Raw genomic sequence first — 14,366 nt, 5'->3', positions numbered from 1 at the left:
GGCGCAGCGACCGTCAGCCGACGGCGGCCGTGTCCGCCGTCATGGCGCGGCTGTCGGGTTCCAGACAGTATCCCAGACCGCGGACGGTGAGGATGTGCACCCCGGCGGGTTCGATTTTTTTGCGCAACCGATGGATGTAGACCTCGATGGCGTTGGTGGTGACCTCTTCGCCCCATTCGCACAGCAGATCCACCAGCTGATGCTTGCTGATCATGCGGCCGCTGCGCGACAGGAAGATCTCGAGCAGGCTGGTCTCGCGGGCGGAGAGCTCGACGGTGGCATTGTCGATGGTGGCCACGCGTCCGTTCAGGTCGAAGGCGAGGCGCCCGTGACGCAGGATCGAGGCGCGTGTGCCGCCGTGGCGGCGGACCAATGCGCGCACGCGGGCCTCCAGCTCGCTCAGGGCGAAGGGTTTGGACATGTAGTCGTCGGCCCCCAGGTCCAGGCCCTCGACGCGCTGTTCGATGGAGTCGGCCGCCGTCAGAATCAGGACCGGCAGGGGGGTGCCCCGCTGGCGCAGCTTGCGCAGCACGGACAGGCCGTCCAGGCGCGGCAGGCCCAGGTCCAGAATCAGGAGGTCGAATGTCTGCAATTGCAGGGCGGAGTCGGCACTGGAGCCGTCGTTGACGACATCGACGGCATAGCCTTCGTAGCGCAGGGATCGGGATAGCCCGTCTGCGAGAATACTGTCGTCCTCGGCGATCAGGATACGCATGGTGGAATGATATCCGGAGAGAAGCGGGCGCCCAGGCGGCCCAGAGTGCCAACATTGTTACATACGGAGCCCCGCAGGGTCATCTAGGGTAAACGATGGGCGGCCGCAAGACGGACGCGGCGAGGGCCGGCGCAGGGCCTGCGGGCCCGGCCCGGCGGCCTGTGATCGGGGCGTCGCGCCGCTTTCGTTCCCGCTGTCGTTTGGCTCGGGACAGAATTGCCACATCTGTATTTTCATACAGTATAATTTAATGCCATAATTTCCCGAACTTCCGCCGCAGGCGGATCCGGCCGCCCGGTCATCATGGTCTCGAGCGGCTTGTCTCTCACGATAGGAATTCCCTCATGGATGAACGCTCCGGCAAGGCCAACCCCGAACGTGCCAAGGCGCTGGCTGCCGCGCTGGCCCAAATCGAAAAACAGTTCGGCAAGGGCTCCATCATGCGCTACGGTGACAACCAGGTCGAACACGACATCCAGGTCGTGTCCACCGGTTCCCTGGGGCTGGACGTCGCGCTGGGCGTCGGCGGTCTGCCGCGCGGCCGGGTGATCGAGGTCTATGGCCCGGAATCCTCCGGCAAGACCACACTCACCCTGCAGGTCATCGCCGAAATGCAAAAGATCGGCGGCACCTGCGCCTTCGTCGACGCCGAGCACGCACTGGATGTTCAGTACGCCTCGCGCCTGGGGGTCAATCTCGAGGACCTGCTGATCTCTCAGCCCGACACCGGCGAGCAGGCACTGGAGATCACCGACGCCCTGGTGCGCTCGGGTTCGGTCGACCTGATCGTGATCGATTCGGTCGCCGCGCTGGTGCCCAAGGCCGAAATCGAAGGCGACATGGGCGATTCGCTGCCCGGTCTGCAGGCGCGCCTCATGAGCCAGGCACTGCGCAAACTCACGGCCACGATCAAGCGCGCCAACTGCATGGTGATCTTCATCAACCAGATCCGGATGAAAATCGGCGTCATGTTCGGCAATCCCGAGACCACCACGGGCGGCAACGCGCTCAAGTTCTATTCTTCCGTGCGCCTGGACATCCGCCGCATCGGATCGATCAAAAAGGGCGACGAAGTCGTCGGCAACGAGACCCGCGTCAAGATCGTCAAGAACAAGGTCGCGCCGCCGTTCAAGCAGGTCGAGTTCGACATCATGTATGGCGCGGGCATCTCGCGCGAGGGCGAGATCATCGATCTGGGGGTTCAGGCCGGCCTGATCGACAAGTCCGGCGCCTGGTACAGCTACAACGGCGACCGGATTGGCCAGGGCAAGGACAACGTCCGAGAATACCTCAAGGAACATCCGGACATGGCTTTCGAGATCGAGAACCGCGTGCGCGAACAACTGGGCGTCACAGCCCGGGCCGTGCCCGCCGCTTCCGCCGCCGATGGGGAATGAGTCTGGCGGTCCGAGCCTCAAGGCCCGGGCCGTGGCCTATCTGTCCAGGCGGGAGCATTCCCGCCTGGAGTTACGCCGCAAATTGTCCGCCTGGAGCGATGACCCCGCCGCCATCGAGGCGGTGCTCGACGACCTGGCCCGGGAACACTGGCAATCCGACCAGCGCTACGCTCAGGTGTATGCGGATCGCACTTCGGCGCGCCAGGGTGCGCAACGTATTCTCGGCGCCTTGCGCCAGCAGGGGCTGACCGACGAACAGCTGGATGATGTCCGGGATGCCTTGCGCGCCACCGAGGCGCAGCGCGCCCATGCGGTCTGGTCGCGCAAATTCGGCCAGCCGCCCGCCGATCCCCGTGAATACGCGAGGCAATACCGCTTCATGGCGGGCCGGGGGTTTTCCGCCGATTGCATCCGGCGCCTGCTGGACGGTCAGGGCTTGCCGGACCTCTGATCGGGGGCGCGGATACCCGGCAGGGTGTCAAAGCAGGTGCGCCGCGCCTGTTCCAGAAAAGCCTGGACATAGGCGGTTTGTGCATCCTCGGCGCGGATGCCTGCCCATAGTGTGCGCCAGATTCCCGTGCCCAGCCGGCAGATTTTCAGCCCCGGCAGATTCTTGTATTCATCCAGCGCCCAGTTGGGCAGCGCCGCCACGCCGCGCCCGCTGGCGACCAGCTGCACGATCATCGGAGTCAGTTCCGCTGTGCGTACGGCGGAGGGTTCCACGCCCGCCGGATCCAGAAAAGCGGTGTAGATGTCCAGTCGGGCCCGGTCCACGGGATAGGTGATCAGAACCTGGTCGGCCAGGTCTTGTGGCTGCATCTTGCTGGCCGCGCTCAACGGCCCCTGGCTGGAGACCGCCAATACCAGTTCGTAGGCAAACAAAGGTGTGTAGTCCACGGAATCCAGCGGCTCGGGATCGGAGGTGATGACCACGTCCAGATCACCACGCGCCAGGGCGGGCAGGGGGGCAAAAGAAAAGGCGGCGGTCAGGTCCAGCGTGACCTCGGGCCAGTCCTTGCGAAACGTGTCCAGCGTGGGCATCAGCCACTGAAAGCAGGAATGGCAATCGATGGCGACGTGCAGCCGGCCGGCGCGGCCGGCTGCCAGGCGACGTAATTCCTGTTCCGTGGCGCGCACACGCGGCAACACGTCCTCGGCCAGCGCCACCAGGCGCAAGCCCGCCGTGGTCAGACGGGCGGGGCGGGTACGCCGGTTCAGCAAAGGTGTCTGCAGCCGTACCTCCAGATCGCGCACCTGATGCGACAGGGCCGACTGGGTCAGGTGCAGGCGCTCGGCGGCCTCCTGCAGGCTGCCGCCGTCACGGATGGCCAGGAGGGTTTCTAGATGGCGAAACTCAATCATGAATTTTTCTCATGTTATTCGTGTGTGATTTGATTTTTTATTTAAGGTTTACCCAGGCAGAATGTCATTCATTGAATTATTTTAATTTAATCAGGATTAATCATGACGATCATTCATAATCTGGGCTTTCCGCGTATCGGTGCCGCCAGGGAGTTGAAACGCGCCCAGGAAGCCTATTGGGCCGGCAAGGCCGATCTGGACAGCCTGCTGAGCGTCGGCCGCGACCTGCGGGCCCGCCATTGGGCGATCCAGGCTGGCGCGGGTCTGTCGGCGGTGCCGGTGGGCGATTTTGCCTGGTATGACCATATCCTGGAGTGGACCACGCTGCTGGGCGCGGTGCCTGCGCGTTTTGGCCAGGCGCAGGATGCGCCTGTCGGCCTGGATACGCTGTTTCGCATGGCGCGGGGCCGCGCGCCGTCGGGCACGCCGACCGCGGCCTGCGAAATGACCAAGTGGTTCGATACCAACTATCACTACATCGTGCCGGAACTCCATCCCGGTCAGACCTACCGTATCGCGCGTGAATCCCTGTTCGAGCAGGTGGCCGAAGCCCAGGCGCTGGATCACCGCGCCCGCCCGGCGATCCCCGGACCGCTGACCTGGCTGTGGCTGGGCAAGGGGGATGCCTACACGGATGGCGCCGCTGACGTCGCCAAACTGGATTTGCTGCCTGGCTTGCTTGATGTCTATACGCAGGTGCTGCAGCGATTGGCCGAGCAGGGCGTGGAATGGGTGCAGGTCGATGAACCGATCCTGGTGCTGGATCTGCCGCAGGCCTGGCGCGACGCGCTGGCTGGCGTCTACGCCCGCCTGGCGGGACAGGGGCCGAGCCTGCTGCTGGCGACCTATTTTGGCAGTATCGAGCCCCATCTGGATGTGATCCGTTCCCTGCCGGTGCAGGGGCTGCATATAGATCTGGTCCGTGCCCCGGACCAGCAGGCTGCCGTGCTGGCCGCGCTGCGCGATGACCAGATCCTGTCACTGGGCGTGATCGATGGGCGCAACGTGTGGCGCGCTGATCTCGACCGGATCGGCAGGCAGGTGCGCGACGCGGCGGATCGCCTGGGCGAACGCCTGTGGCTGGCGCCTTCATGCTCGTTGTTGCATGCGCCCATCGATCTGAGCCTGGAAACAGGCCTGGACAATGAACTGCGCAGCTGGCTGTCCTTTGCCGTGCAGAAACTCGACGAACTGCGGCTGCTGCGGACGCAGGTGGACGGCCAGACGGATGCTGCCGACCAGCGCGCGCTGGAGGCCGCGCGTCAGGCAGTGCGCAATCGCGCCGCGTCCAGCCGCATCCATCGCCAGGATGTCGCCCGGCGTCTGGCCGCGTCGGCGTCGGTGCGCCGCATCCGCACCCCGTTCAGCCAGCGCATCGTTGCCCAGCAGGCCCGTCTGAGCCTGCCGCGCTACCCCACGACGACCATCGGTTCCTTTCCACAGACGCCGGAAATCCGTGCGTTGCGCCGTGACTGGCGTGCCGGCGCGCTGGGGGATGCGGCCTATGAAAAAGCGATTCGCGAGGAAATCGAGCGCGTCGTGCGCTTCCAGGAGGAAATCGGCCTGGATGTGCTGGTGCATGGCGAGCCCGAACGCAACGACATGGTGGAGTATTTTGGTGAGTTGCTGGCCGGCTTCGCCTTCACGGCCTACGGCTGGGTCCAGAGCTATGGTTCCCGTTGCGTCAAGCCACCTTTGATCTACGGCGATGTCGCCCGTCTGGCGCCCATGACCGTGGCCTGGTCGGCCTATGCGCAGTCCCTGACGGCCAAGCCCGTCAAGGGCATGCTGACGGGGCCGGTCACGATCCTGCAATGGTCTTTCGTGCGTGACGATCAGCCGCGCGAACAGACCTGCCGCCAGATCGCCCTGGCGCTGCGCGATGAAGTGCTGGACCTGGAGCGGGCAGGCGTGACCGTGATCCAGCTCGATGAGCCGGCCTTTCGCGAGGGCCTGCCACTGCGCCGTGGCGACTGGGCCGCTTATCTGGAATGGGCGGTCGACAGTTTCCGCCTGTCCACCAGCGGAGTGCGTGATGACACGCAGATTCACACACATATGTGCTATTCGGAGTTCAATGACATCATCGAGCCGATCGCGGCGATGGACGCCGATGTGATCACGATCGAGACTTCTCGCTCGAACATGGAACTGCTGGAGGCGTTCGAGGCCTTCGACTATCCGAACGATATCGGGCCGGGCGTCTACGACATCCATTCCCCCAACGTGCCGCGCGAGGACTGGATGGTGGACCTGATCCGGCGGGCCACCCGGCGGTTGCCCGCCGAACGGCTCTGGGTGAATCCGGATTGCGGTCTGAAGACGCGGGGCTGGGCGGAAACCCGCGCGGCACTGCAAGCCATGGCGCAGGCTGCCCGGACACTGCGAGCGGAGGCCTGATCTCCGCTGCGCGGCCGGGCAGGGCGCGCGCGACAGGGGCGGGGCGAGTCCTCTATATAATCGGGTGGTTATACAAGGTATATAATCAAAAAGTTTTACGAATCCCGGCCTTTTTCGCTCCCATGCCCTTGTCCGATCCGGCGTGTTCGCGCCGTCCCGTCCATACGCGTTCCATTCGCGTCGAATCCTATGCCCGGGATGACGGACTGTGGGACCTGGAGGCCGAGCTCGTCGACATCAAGGCCTATGATTTCCCGATTCGCGGGGGCGGCATTCATCCCGCCGGCGCGCCGGTGCATCACATGCGCTTGCGCATCACCATCGATGAGCGTTTCAACATCACGGCGTCCGAAGCTGTCTACGAAGCCGCTCCCTATGGGGAATTCTGCAGTGCCATCGCGCCCGAATACCGCAATCTGGTCGGCCTGAATCTGCTCAATCAGTTCCGCAAACGCGTGCGTGAGCGTTTCGGCCGTTCGGCCGGCTGTACGCATGTCACGGAACTGACCGATGTGCTGCCCACCGTGGCGGTTCAGACCATGGCCGACCGGCATCGCCAGTCCAGCACCGGTGAGCGGCCTTTTCAACTGGATGGCTGTCATGCCTTGCGCGTGGACGGCTCCGTCGTGCGCATGCATTACGCTCCCTGGTATGTCCCCGCCGAGGCGCATTCCGATGAACGCTAGCCTCCCCGGATCGCTGACAGGACAGCAGCCTCGGGCCGACTCGCCGAAACGGCGGGTTGGTGGCTTTCTTTTTTCTTCACTGACAGGTAACTCATGAAAATTCACGAATATCAAGGCAAGGAATTGCTGAAGAAGTTTGGCGTGACTGTCCCGCGCGGCATTCCCGCGTTCTCGGTCGAAGAGGCCGTGGCGGCCGCCGAAAAGCTGGGAGGGCCTGTCTGGGTTGTCAAGGCACAGATCCACGCCGGCGGGCGCGGCAAGGGCGGCGGCGTCAAGGTCGCCAAGTCGCTGGATGACGTCAAGACCCTGGCCGGCCGGATCCTGGGCATGCAGCTGGTCACGCATCAGACCGGGCCCGAGGGCCAGAAAGTCCGCCGCCTATACATCGAAGACGGCGCCGACATCCAGAAGGAATACTACCTGTCCGTCGTGACCGACCGGGCCACCCAGAAAGTGGCCTTCATCGCTTCCAGCGAGGGCGGCATGGACATCGAGGAAGTCGCCCATTCCTCGCCCGAGAAAATCATCACCGTGATGATCGACCCGCTGCAGGGCTTTGCCCAGGCCGACGGCGAGACGCTGGCCAAGGGCGTCGGCATGCCGGCCGATTCCGTGGCCCAGTTCATCGACGTGTGCCAGAAGCTCTACACCTGCTACATGGAAACCGATGCTTCGCTGGTCGAGATCAATCCCCTGAACCGCGACAGCAAGGGCAACATCATCGCCCTGGATGCCAAGTTCAACTTCGATTCCAACGCACTGTTCCGCCATCCCGAGATCGTCGCGTACCGCGATCTGGACGAAGAAGACCCCGCCGAAATCGAGGCCAGCAAGTTCGATCTGGCCTACATCCAGCTCGACGGCAACATCGGCTGCCTGGTCAACGGCGCCGGTCTGGCCATGGCCACGATGGATACCATCAAGCTGTTCGGCGGCGAGCCGGCCAACTTCCTGGACGTCGGCGGCGGCGCCACGGCCGAAAAGGTCACCGAGGCCTTCAAGATCATGCTCAAGAACGACGGTGTGAAGGCCATTCTGGTCAACATTTTCGGGGGCATCATGCGCTGCGACGTGATCGCCGAGGGGGTCATCGCCGCCTGCAAGGCCGTGAACCTGAGCGTACCGCTGGTCGTGCGCATGAAGGGCACCAACGAAGAACAGGGCAAGCAGATGCTGGCGGCCTCGGGCCTGCCCATCATCAGCGCCGACACCATGGCCGAGGCTGCGACCGCCGTCGTCGCCGCTGTGAAATAAGCATCGTAGGGAATACAACATGTCGATTCTGATCAACAAGGACACCAAGGTCATCACTCAGGGGATTACCGGCAAGACCGGTCAGTTCCACACGCGCATGTGCCGTGACTATGCCAATGGCCGCGCCGCTTTCGTGGCTGGCGTGCATCCGAAAAAGGCCGGTGAGGACTTCGAGGGCATCCCCATCTATGCTTCCGTCAAGGACGCCAAGCAGGCCACCGGCGCAACCGTCTCGGTCATCTACGTGCCGCCCGCAGGCGCTGCGGCGGCGATCTGGGAGGCCGTCGAGGCTGATCTCGATCTGGCAATCTGCATCACCGAAGGCATCCCCGTGCGCGACATGCTCGAAGTCCGCAACCGCATGCGTGACGAGAACCGCAAGACCCTGCTGCTGGGCCCCAACTGCCCGGGCCTGATCACGCCCGACGAAATCAAGATCGGCATCATGCCGGGCCACATCCATCGCAAGGGCCGCATCGGTGTCGTCAGCCGCTCCGGCACGCTGACCTATGAGGCGGTGGCGCAAGTCACCGAACTGGGACTGGGCCAGTCGAGCGCGGTCGGGATCGGCGGTGACCCAATCAACGGGCTCAAGCACATCGACGTGCTGAAGATGTTCAATGACGATCCGGAGACGGATGCCGTCATCATGATCGGTGAAATCGGCGGTCCGGACGAGGTCAATGCCGCGCAGTGGGCCAAGGACAACATGAAAAAACCCGTGGTCGGTTTCATCGCCGGCGTCACGGCGCCTCCGGGCAAGCGCATGGGTCACGCCGGCGCCCTGATTTCGGGTGGCGCCGACACGGCCGACGCCAAGCTGGAAATCATGGAAGCCTGCGGAATCCGCACCACGCGCAATCCTTCGGAAATGGGCAAGCTGCTCAAAACCGTGCTGTAATCAAAAACCAGCGCGAGAAATGAGCCTGGGGCCCGGGCCGGTCCTTACGGACTGGCCCGGGCCTGGCGTCCCCAGGGGCTCGCCGCTTGCACAGCGTAGGCCGGCGGGCGCCGGTGATCCGGACCCCTCCGGCGTGAGGGGTTTGCGCTCGCGCCCGGTGACCGATGTTTCCGGGAGCCCATGAGGTCATGATTTCATGAAGGGGTAACGCAGGGCATGCTCGAATGGCTCGGACTGCTGCACTGGAGCGCAGTCTTTCAGATCGTCCTGATCGATGTTCTGCTGGGCGGCGACAACGCCGTCGTGATCGCGCTTGCCTGCCGCAGGCTGGCGCATGGTCAGCGCCTGCAGGGCATCCTGTGGGGGACGGTGGGCGCAATCGTCCTGCGGGTGGTCCTGATTGCCTTTGCGCTGAGCCTGCTGGTGCTTCCAGGATTGAAACTCGTCGGCGCGCTGATGTTGCTCTGGATCGGCATCAAACTGCTTTTGCCGGACGACGATGCGCACGACCGGATCCAGGGGGGCAGTTCCGTTTGGGCGGCTGTGCGCACCATCATCATCGCCGATTTCGTGATGAGTCTGGACAATGTCATCGCCATTGCCGGCGCCGCGCAGAACACCCCGGTGGACCACCGGCTGACCTACGTCATTTTCGGCCTGCTGCTGAGCGTGCCCATCATCGTCTGGGGCAGTACCCTGGTGTTGCGGCTGATCGACCGTTATCCGCTGGTGGTGACGCTGGGCGCCGGACTGCTGGGCTGGATCGCCGGCGGAATGCTGGTGACCGATATCACCCTGACGACCTGGCTGGGCGCCCCCCGGCCGCCGACCCGGCTGGGCGCCGAAATTGCCGGCGCATTGCTCGTCATGGGCCTGGGCACCTGGCTGGCCCGGCGCGCGGCGGGCCACTCACGGACTGCGCCATGAAACTCAAACGTCCCTCTCTGTTGCAGGGCCTGGCCATCCTGGCCGCGCTGGGCCTGTTGTTGCGCCTGTTGCTTTCGAGGTTTACCGCATGACCGATGTACCCGCTCCCCCAAAACTCGTGATCGCCACCCGGGCCAGCCGCCTGGCGTTGTGGCAGGCCCGCCATGTGCAGGCCCGTCTCCGGGCTCTGTACCCTGATTGTCAGGTCGAGTTGCTGGAAATGACCACGCGTGGCGACCAGATCCTGGACCGGACCCTGTCCAAGGTCGGCGGCAAGGGGCTGTTCGTCAAGGAACTGGAAACCGCGCTGCTGGACGGCCGGGCGGATCTGGCCGTGCATTCTCTCAAGGACGTGCCCGTCGATCTGACGCAGCCGTTTGCTCTGTCGGCCATCATGGAGCGGGCCGATCCCTGCGACGCGCTGGTGTCGAACACGGCCGGCTCCCTGGACGAGCTGGCGCCGGGGGCCGTCATCGGCACTTCCAGCCTGCGCCGCGAGGCCCAGTTGCGCGCGCATTACCCGCATCTGGCCGTCAGGCCGCTGCGCGGCAATCTGGATACCCGCCTGGCCAAACTCGACCGGGGCGATTATGCCGCCATCGTCCTGGCCGCCGCCGGTCTGCGCCGGCTGGGCCTGGCGCAGCGCATCCGCGCCGTGCTGCCGGTAGCGTTCAGCCTGCCTGCCGCGGGGCAGGGCGCCCTGGGGATCGAGATTCTGGCGGACCGGGCCGACCTGCGGGCCTGGCTGATGCCGCTGGCTTGCAACGACACTACGGCCTGCGTCTTTGCCGAACGCGCCGTCTCGCGGGTGCTCGGCGGGTCCTGCCAGGTTCCGCTGGCCGCGCATGCGGTGCTGCGGGAGGGCCGCCTGGTCCTGGAGGCGCTGGTCGCCGAACCGGATGGCAGCCGCGTGTTGCGCGCGGGCGCCGAGGGCGTGCCCGAGGCCGCCGAAACGCTCGGGGCTGCGGTCGCCAATGATTTGCTCGGTCAGGGCGCGGATGAGATTCTGGCCCGTCTGTCCGACCCGGCGGCCTCCTGAATGAACTCTGGATGAATCCGCGCGCGCCGGTCGTCCTGACTCGTCCCGCAGGGCGCAATGCCGCGCTGGCGCATGCTCTGCGCGCGGCGGGCCTGGCCGTGATCGAGGCGCCGGCACTGACGATCGAGCGGCTGGACACGGCGTTGCCCGCGCTCGGGGCGGGTGATCTCTGCCTCTTTGTCAGCCGTCAGGCGGTGGAAGCCTGCTTCGATGGCCGCGCCGCCATGGTCTGGCCGCGGGAGGTTCGGGCGGCGGCGGTGGGTGCGGCGACGGCCCGGGCGCTGCGCGTCCATGTGCCCCCGGACCGGATTCTGGCGCCCGATGAGACCGCCTCTCCTGATTCCGAGTCGCTGTTGTCGGTCATCGAGGCAGCCGCCCTGACACCAGGCCGTGCCCATGTCTTTCGGGCGCAACGGGGCCGCGACTGGCTTGCGCAACAACTTCAGGCGCGCGGCTGGCAGGTGCAATGCCATGCGCTGTACCGGCGCGACCCGGCGATCTGGGCTCGCGAGCAGTGCGCCATGTTGACGCAGGCTGATGCCTGCACGTTGCTGCTGACCAGCCTCGAAGCCTTCGATGCCGTGGCTGCCAGCCTGCGCCGGCACGGCATGAACTGGCCAGCCATGCTCCGTGTCGTGACGCTGCACGAGCGGATCGCGCGCCGTTTACAATGTGTTTATGCCGACCGCCCCCATGGGACGCTGACCGTGCGTCTCAGCGCGCCCGATGACGCAGCCTTGTTTCAGGCTATATTGGCATCTGCGAGATCAGCCTAGAAGGACCCGTACGCCGCCATGACCGATATCGACCAAAGCTCGCCCGCCTCGACTTCCGACTCGGCCACGCCTGCATCCGCGCTGGCAACGGCTCAGGCCGAAACCGAGCGAAAACGGCCCGGAGGATTTCTCCTGGCGGTGATCTTGCTGGTGCTGCTTGCTCTGGTCCTGGGCGGCGCGCTGTACTATCAGAATCGCCAGTACCGCGCTTTGCGGGCCGACTTGCAGCAACAGCAGGCGCAAAGCCTCCAGCTTGCCCAGGAAACCCGCGCTCAGGCCGGACAGGCGCTGTCCATGGTTCAGGATCAGGCCACACGGATCAAGGCGCTGCGCGGCGCCCTGGAAGCGACCGCCGGCCAGGTCCAGGAATTCGATCAGGCCCTGCGGTTGATGACCGACAGCGGCGCCGGCCTGGTGTTGCTCAATGACATCGATCACCTGGTCACGATCGCCCAGCAGCAGCTTGCCCTGGGCGGCAACGTCGCCAATGCGATCATCTCCCTCGAGGCCGCTCAGGCACAGCTTGCGCGCGCCAATCGTCCCGAACTCGCGGCATTGCAACAGTCGATCAACGGCGACCTGGAGCGTCTGCGCGCCGTGGCGACCATCGACATGCCGGCCCTGTCGGCGCGGATCGATCGCCTCTCCGACCTGATCGGAACGGCGCCTTTGCTGGTTCCGGACACGGCCGGACGGCTGGCTGATCCGGATCCGTCGGCGCCGGCGCCCGTTGACGAGGCGCCTGCCGCCGAGATCGTTGCCGCCAATGCGCAAGCTTCGACGGAGCCTGCCGCCAGGGGCTGGCGTGACTGGGTCAAAGAGACCTGGCAATGGATGGGCGATTCAGCCAGCCTGGGTCTGCGGGAACTGCGCGGCTTGGTCGATGTGCGCCGGGTGGACGACACCGCGGCGCTGCTGATGTCGCCCGATCAGGCATTGCGTTTCCGCGAGGTGCTCAAACAGCGCGCCGTGACGGCCCAGCTGGCCCTGATGATGCGTCAGTTGCGCATCTGGCAGACCGAGCTCGAGCAACTGTCCAAGGCCATCGACCAGCGCTATGACATGCGCGCCGAATCGTCCCGCGAGGCACTGAAGATTGCCCGCGAACTGCACGATACCGCCATCGAAATCACCCTGCCCAAGGTGGACAACAGCCTTGCCGCGATCGCTGCGGCCCGTGATGCCGCCGAGGCCGCTGAGGCTACCAGGGCCACCGAGCAGAACGGGGCGGCTTCCGACGCCGACGCCGACGAGAGCGATCAGAGCGAGGCCAGCCCGGCCGGATCGTCTTCACCCGCGCCGGCATCCGCTGCACCGGTATCCGCCACGCCGTCTTCCGCTGCGCCAGCATCCGCCGCTCAGCCGACCGGCAACGGTTCAGTCTGAGGGGGATACGATGCGATCCTGGATCTGGACCCTGATTCTGTTCGCGGCCGCCGTTGCGCTGGCCCTGGTGCTGCGTGAGCACGGCGGCAATGTCCTCATCGTCACGCCCCCGTGGCGTATCGAGATGTCGCTGTCCCTGGCTGTCGCGTGCGCGATTCTGGCCTTCCTGGCGTTGTACTGGCTGGTGCGCGCGCTGAACTGGCTGGGTTCCAGTCCGGGCCGGCTGCGCGCCTGGCGCGGGCGCCGTGCGCAGCGGCGTGACGTCGAGCTGCTCGAACGCGGCTGGATCAATGTTCTGGAAGGCCGGTACGTGCAGGCCGAAAAGGACCTGTCGAACCTGGTGTCGCGCACCCGCTCGGCCGATCGCAAGGTGCTCGCTGGCCTCAGCGCGGCGCGCGCCCTGCATCTGCTCGGAGAAAACAAGCGCCGCGACCAGGTGCTGCAGCTTGCCCAGGAGGGGGCAGGGCAGGATTCCCGCCTGCGTCAGGCCGTGGATACGGTGACGGCCGAGATGTACCTGGATCAGAACCGGGCCGACGAGGCCCTGATGCTGCTCGAACCCATCCAGGATGCTTCGTCGCGGTTTCTGCATGGCACCCGCCTGTTGCTGCGCGCGCACCGCCAGCTGGGCCATGCGGACCGTGTGTACGAGCTCACGCGCCTGTTGCTGCGCCGGGGCGCCATCGACGAGGACCAGGGTCGACAATTCATCCGGGAATCGACCGCACAGCGTCTGGCCCAGGTCGATGATTCAGGCTGGAGCGCCATCTGGGGCGATCTGAGCGCCGACGAGCGGCTCGATGCCGATCTGGCCCTGGCGGGCGCCCAGGCCCAGGCCCGTCTCGACCATCCGGCCGAATCCGCCCGCATCCTCGAATCCTCCCTCGGTCGTCAGCTGGACGACCGGCTGTTGCGTCTTTACGCCCATTGCAATTCCACCGAGGCCGGCCAGCGACTCGGGCGCGCCGAACTCTGGCTCAAATCCAATCCGGACCATCCCGGCCTCCTGGCGGCGTTGGGCCACCTGTGCCTGATCTCCCGGCTCTGGGGGCAGGGCGAGCACTATCTCGAACGCAGTCTGGCGCTGCGCGCCGATACGCATGTCTATGCGCTGCTGGGCAACCTGCATGATGCGCTGGGCCATCCGGAGCAGGCGCTGCGGCATTGGCGGCTCGCCTGTCAGGCGGCTGATGCCGAAATCCCTGCGGTCAACCGTCTGTTGCCGGCCGCCGATACGCGTGGCGATCCCCGTTTCGACGAAACGGACGATACGGGCGGATCGGCATCGCCCGATGTTTCCCAGCCCGCGCCCTATGCGGCCAGCGGGGTCTACATTCAGGATGAAACGGAGGCGACCGGGTCCCGGGCCGCCGAGCCGGCGCCGGCCGCCTCGGCCGAAAAACCGGCGGACTCATCGCCCGATGAGGACGAGTATTTCGACACGGCGCCCATCCCCGGGGTGGACATGTCCCAGACCTCGGATGGCAGCGCCCGCAAATAGTTTTTTCTGTCTGACCTATCAA

13 protein-coding genes are annotated in these 14,366 nt (G+C 65.5%); 11 read left to right on the top strand and 2 right to left on the bottom strand.

The features are described 5' to 3' along the window. Positions 1-13 precede the first annotated feature (13 nt). Positions 14-715, bottom strand: a complete 702-nt coding sequence (locus ACK5JE_RS09220) for a response regulator (protein ID WP_416801397.1) — start codon at positions 713-715, stop codon at positions 14-16. A gap of 344 nt (positions 716-1,059) precedes the next feature. Between ACK5JE_RS09220 and recA the strand changes: the two genes are divergently transcribed. Further along, complete coding sequence (recA, locus tag ACK5JE_RS09215) at positions 1,060-2,112, top strand: recombinase RecA (RefSeq protein WP_416801396.1); 1,053 nt, start codon at positions 1,060-1,062, stop codon at positions 2,110-2,112. Further along, on the top strand, positions 2,102-2,563 hold the full coding sequence (recX, locus tag ACK5JE_RS09210) for a recombination regulator RecX (RefSeq protein WP_416801395.1): 462 nt from the start codon (positions 2,102-2,104) through the stop codon (positions 2,561-2,563). Before recA ends, recX begins: the two co-directional genes overlap by 11 nt. Here the strand turns inward: recX and ACK5JE_RS09205 are convergent. After that, complete coding sequence (locus ACK5JE_RS09205; RefSeq protein WP_416801394.1) at positions 2,542-3,474, bottom strand: LysR substrate-binding domain-containing protein; 933 nt, start codon at positions 3,472-3,474, stop codon at positions 2,542-2,544. The genes recX and ACK5JE_RS09205 overlap by 22 nt on opposite strands. Before the next feature lie 102 nt (positions 3,475-3,576). Between ACK5JE_RS09205 and metE the strand changes: the two genes are divergently transcribed. The 9 genes from metE (at position 3,577) to ACK5JE_RS09160 (ending at position 14,344) form a co-directional block, all read left to right on the top strand. Next, positions 3,577-5,874, top strand: a complete 2,298-nt coding sequence (gene metE / locus ACK5JE_RS09200; RefSeq protein WP_416801393.1) for a 5-methyltetrahydropteroyltriglutamate--homocysteine S-methyltransferase — start codon at positions 3,577-3,579, stop codon at positions 5,872-5,874. 122 nt (positions 5,875-5,996) lie between these two features. Continuing rightward, entirely contained in the window at positions 5,997-6,560 is a 564-nt protein-coding gene (locus tag ACK5JE_RS09195) for a DUF2889 domain-containing protein (protein WP_416801392.1), read from the top strand. Positions 6,561-6,653: 93 nt separating this feature from the next. Then, a complete protein-coding gene (gene sucC, locus ACK5JE_RS09190) occupies positions 6,654-7,814 on the top strand; it encodes an ADP-forming succinate--CoA ligase subunit beta (RefSeq protein ID WP_416801391.1) in 1,161 nt (386 codons plus the stop codon). 19 nt (positions 7,815-7,833) lie between these two features. Next, positions 7,834-8,715 (top strand): succinate--CoA ligase subunit alpha, encoded by an 882-nt coding sequence (gene sucD, locus ACK5JE_RS09185; protein ID WP_416801390.1) that lies wholly within the window; start codon positions 7,834-7,836, stop codon positions 8,713-8,715. Between the two features lie 216 nt (positions 8,716-8,931). After that, positions 8,932-9,642, top strand: a complete 711-nt coding sequence (locus ACK5JE_RS09180) for a TerC family protein (protein WP_416801389.1) — start codon at positions 8,932-8,934, stop codon at positions 9,640-9,642. An 88-nt stretch (positions 9,643-9,730) separates the two neighbouring features. Beyond that, positions 9,731-10,681, top strand: coding sequence for a hydroxymethylbilane synthase (gene hemC, locus ACK5JE_RS09175; protein ID WP_416801388.1), 951 nt, complete (start codon positions 9,731-9,733; stop codon positions 10,679-10,681). An 11-nt stretch (positions 10,682-10,692) separates the two neighbouring features. Next, entirely contained in the window at positions 10,693-11,457 is a 765-nt protein-coding gene (locus tag ACK5JE_RS09170) for a uroporphyrinogen-III synthase (RefSeq protein ID WP_416801387.1), read from the top strand. Between the two features lie 18 nt (positions 11,458-11,475). After that, positions 11,476-12,843, top strand: coding sequence for a uroporphyrinogen-III C-methyltransferase (locus ACK5JE_RS09165; RefSeq protein ID WP_416801386.1), 1,368 nt, complete (start codon positions 11,476-11,478; stop codon positions 12,841-12,843). Between the two features lie 10 nt (positions 12,844-12,853). Beyond that, positions 12,854-14,344, top strand: a complete 1,491-nt coding sequence (locus tag ACK5JE_RS09160; protein WP_416801385.1) for a heme biosynthesis HemY N-terminal domain-containing protein — start codon at positions 12,854-12,856, stop codon at positions 14,342-14,344. Positions 14,345-14,366 lie beyond the last annotated feature (22 nt).

The organism is Castellaniella sp., assembly GCF_047971665.1.
GTDB lineage: Bacteria > Pseudomonadota > Gammaproteobacteria > Burkholderiales > Burkholderiaceae_B > Castellaniella.
This window is presented reverse-complemented; position numbering and strand designations above follow the sequence as displayed.